Origin of the sequence: Vibrio sp. M260118 (assembly GCF_036533755.1) — a bacterium.
Classification (GTDB): Bacteria; Pseudomonadota; Gammaproteobacteria; order Enterobacterales; family Vibrionaceae; genus Vibrio.
Genome location: NZ_JATABG010000396.1, coordinates 1 through 3,041, shown reverse-complemented (window position 1 = coordinate 3,041; position 3,041 = coordinate 1). Strand labels below are relative to the sequence as shown.

At 45.1% G+C, this 3,041-nt stretch carries 4 protein-coding genes; 3 read left to right on the top strand and 1 reads right to left on the bottom strand.

The window, feature by feature from the left end:
- Nucleotides 1-28 precede the first annotated feature (28 nt).
- Nucleotides 29-463, bottom strand: a complete 435-nt coding sequence (gene trxC, locus QTO00_RS17355) for a thioredoxin TrxC (protein WP_331425894.1) — start codon at nucleotides 461-463, stop codon at nucleotides 29-31.
- Between the two features lie 103 nt (nucleotides 464-566).
- Here trxC and QTO00_RS17350 point away from each other — a divergent pair, with 103 nt between their 5' ends.
- The 3 genes from QTO00_RS17350 to QTO00_RS21025 all read left to right on the top strand — a co-directional run.
- Nucleotides 567-1,649, top strand: coding sequence for a ketoacyl-ACP synthase III (locus tag QTO00_RS17350; RefSeq protein ID WP_331425893.1), 1,083 nt, complete (start codon nucleotides 567-569; stop codon nucleotides 1,647-1,649).
- 115 nt (nucleotides 1,650-1,764) lie between these two features.
- Nucleotides 1,765-2,895 (top strand): exonuclease SbcCD subunit D, encoded by a 1,131-nt coding sequence (locus QTO00_RS17345; RefSeq protein WP_331425892.1) that lies wholly within the window; start codon nucleotides 1,765-1,767, stop codon nucleotides 2,893-2,895.
- Nucleotides 2,896-2,902: 7 nt separating this feature from the next.
- A partial coding sequence (locus QTO00_RS21025; RefSeq protein WP_443088940.1) for an AAA family ATPase occupies nucleotides 2,903-3,041 on the top strand: 139 nt, incomplete at its 3' end.

Here is a 3,041-nt window from a genome sequence, read left to right as displayed (position 1 = left end):
GCTTTTATTTGAATAAATAGACTGGCTACTATTTGGCTAGTGCTTGATTAAGCCACTGATCAAATTGACCTTTAGGAAGGGCGCCATTTATAACATCTACTCTTTTGCCATTTTTAAATACCATAACAGTAGGGATGCTTCTAATTTGATACTTGGCGGCTAAGTTTTGTTGGCTTTCCGTGTCTATTTTTACGAATCGAACATCTTTTGCTCGTTCCGTTGCGACATCAGAAAATACAGGTGCAAAACCGACACATGGGTTACACCAAGGGGCCCAGAAATCGACAACAACGGGAGTGTTGCTGTTCAATATAGCTTCAAAGTTATCCTCGGTTCCTTCAATAGGAGCGCCATCGAGAAGTGAAGCTTTGCATTTGCCACAGGTTGGAGATTCAGAAACGCGCTCTGTGGGTACGCGGTTAACAGCCGAACAAGATGGGCAGCGTGTGATGAAGTTTGACATGATATCTATCTCGTTATTGTTTCTATTTGATGACAGTTGCTACGGGTGCTAGTTATACTCTGTTTAAAGCAAGAGATACAAATAACTAAATTAAAGGCTCTAAATGAAAAACTTCTATGCAGAAATTACTGGTTGGGGAAAATGCCTACCACCTGCAACGCTTTCCAATGAAGACCTAAGCACTTTTCTAGATACATCTGATGAGTGGATTCGCACTCGTACTGGTATTGAAAACCGCCGTATTAGCCACGTTAATATGTCGGATATGGCGACAGTCGCAGCAAAACACGCTTTAGCATGTGCTGGTAAAACCGCTGAAGACATTGACCTGATTATACTGGCAACTTGTTCTCCTGACTCGTTAATCCCAAACGCTGCTTCAAAAGTGGCTCAAAACCTTGGAATTGCAGCAGCGGCAGCTTTTGACTTAAATGCAGCCTGTACTGGCTTTGTGTATGGTTTAGAAACTGCGACGCGCTTAATGCAAGCAGGTAACTACAAAAACGTTATCGTGATTGGTGCTGAGCGTTTGTCTTTCTTTATCGACTGGACAATGCGTGATACGGCAGTGTTATTCGGCGACGGAGCTGGTGCAGTTGTTCTGAGTAGAACTGAGCAGCAAGTAGGTTTGCAGAATGCTCAGCTAGGCTGTGATTCCGCAGGGCGCGATATTTTATCTGTGCCTAAGTTTGGTACCTGCATGGATCGCTTTGCAGCAGATAACGGTCACTGGGACTTTAACTTTGTCGGAAAAGAGATTTTCAAACGCGCAGTGAAAGGTATGGGTGCTGCGGCGCAAAGTGTTTTGGCACAGAGCGGGCTGTCAACAGAAGATGTTGATGTGGTGATTCCTCATCAGGCCAACATTCGCATTATCCTAACCCTATGTGACCTGTCTGGAATTAGCCAAGATAAGGCATTCGTGAACATTCACAACTACGGTAATACGTCTGCTGCTACTGTGCCGATTGCACTATGTGAGTCTTTAGAGCAGGGCTTTGTTAAACCAGGTGACAACTTGTTACTTGCTGCGTTTGGTGCAGGTTTAACTTGGGGTGCTTCGCATGTTAAATGGGGAGACCGAGTAACGCCATTAGGTGCAAGTGATGCTCAGCTTCCTGCGTGTGAGCAGAGTGCGCTAGAGCTAATTAGCGAAGCGGTTGAGCATTGTAAAAACCGTCCATAGGCTTAGTTTATTCAGCAAACTTAGCAAAAGTCGCACGTCCGGTGCGACTTTTTGTATCCATCAAGCGCCCATTGCGCTTATCATGTCTACCTAACAAGAACAGTGCTAGGTTTACATGAAATTTCTCCACACTTCTGACTGGCATCTTGGCCGTCAATTTCACAATGTCTCATTGTTAGATGATCAAAAAGTTGTTTTAGAACAGATCATTGAATATATCCAGGCTAATGCAGTCGACGCATTGGTCATTGCGGGGGATGTTTACGACCGCTCAGTACCGCCAACCGTAGCGATAGAGCTGATGAATCAGTTCGTAAACCGCGTGTGTGGGGAACTTAAACTACCGATTATTCTTATTCCAGGTAACCATGATGGCGCAGAGCGTTTAGGCTTTGCGTCTCAGCAAATGGCGGATTCTGGCCTGCATATCGTTTCCAATTTTACCGATATGCTAACTCCTATCGAGCTAGAGTCAGATATTGGTAAAGTTCACTTCTATGGCATGCCTTACAATGACCCCGAGCTTGTTCGCCACCATTTTAAACAGCCAGTATCGACCCACGACGACGCGCATAAGCTGTTGTGCGATGAGATAACCAGTGCATTTGATAAAAACGCTAAAAACATCCTGCTTTCTCATTGTTTCGTTGATGGTGCAATTGAATCTGAATCAGAGAGGCCGCTCTCTATTGGTGGCTCTGACCGAGTAAGCCATGAGCACTTTATGCCGTTTGATTATGTAGCCCTTGGTCATTTGCATCAGCCTCAAAAGAAGGGAGAGGAGTTCATCCGCTATTCTGGCTCGCTGATGAAATACAGCTTTTCAGAGCAACACCAGAAAAAAGGTATGACCTTGGTTGAACTGGATGAGTCTGGCTTTAAGTCTGCAACGCATATTGACCTTCAAGCACCCCATGAAATGCGCATCGTCGAAGGTGATTTGGATGAGATCATCGCCCAAGGAAAAACTGATCCCAAAAATGAAGACTACTTGCTAGTGCGTTTAATGGACAAGCACGCCATCCTCAATCCGATGGAGAAGCTAAGAGCGGTCTACCCGAATGTTCTTCATCTTGAGAAACCGGGAATGCTGGTGGGTGTTGAACAGCAAATGGCGGCGGCGAAACTGGCGCGCAGTGAAGTGGATATGTTCCGTGATTTCTTCCTTGAGGCGCAAGATAGCAGCTTAAGCGATGAGCAAGACAAAGCGATCTCAGACATCATCAAGCAACTAAATCAGCAGTAGGCAGACCATGAAACCAATTAAACTCACTATGCAGGCATTTGGTCCCTTTGCTACCAAAGAAGAGATAGATTTTACCCAGCTAGGTTCCAATCCACTGTTTCTGATCAATGGCCCTACAGGTTCAGGTAAAACATCGATTTTAGATG

Bases quoted from the DNA above. Each gene is read 5' to 3' on its own strand.
- trxC (WP_331425894.1), bottom strand. From the start codon at position 463: ATGTCAAACTTCATCACACGCTGCCCATCTTGTTCGGCTGTTAACCGC.
- QTO00_RS17350 (WP_331425893.1), top strand. From the start codon at position 567: ATGAAAAACTTCTATGCAGAAATTACTGGTTGGGGAAAATGCCTACCA.
- QTO00_RS17345 (WP_331425892.1), top strand. From the start codon at position 1,765: ATGAAATTTCTCCACACTTCTGACTGGCATCTTGGCCGTCAATTTCAC.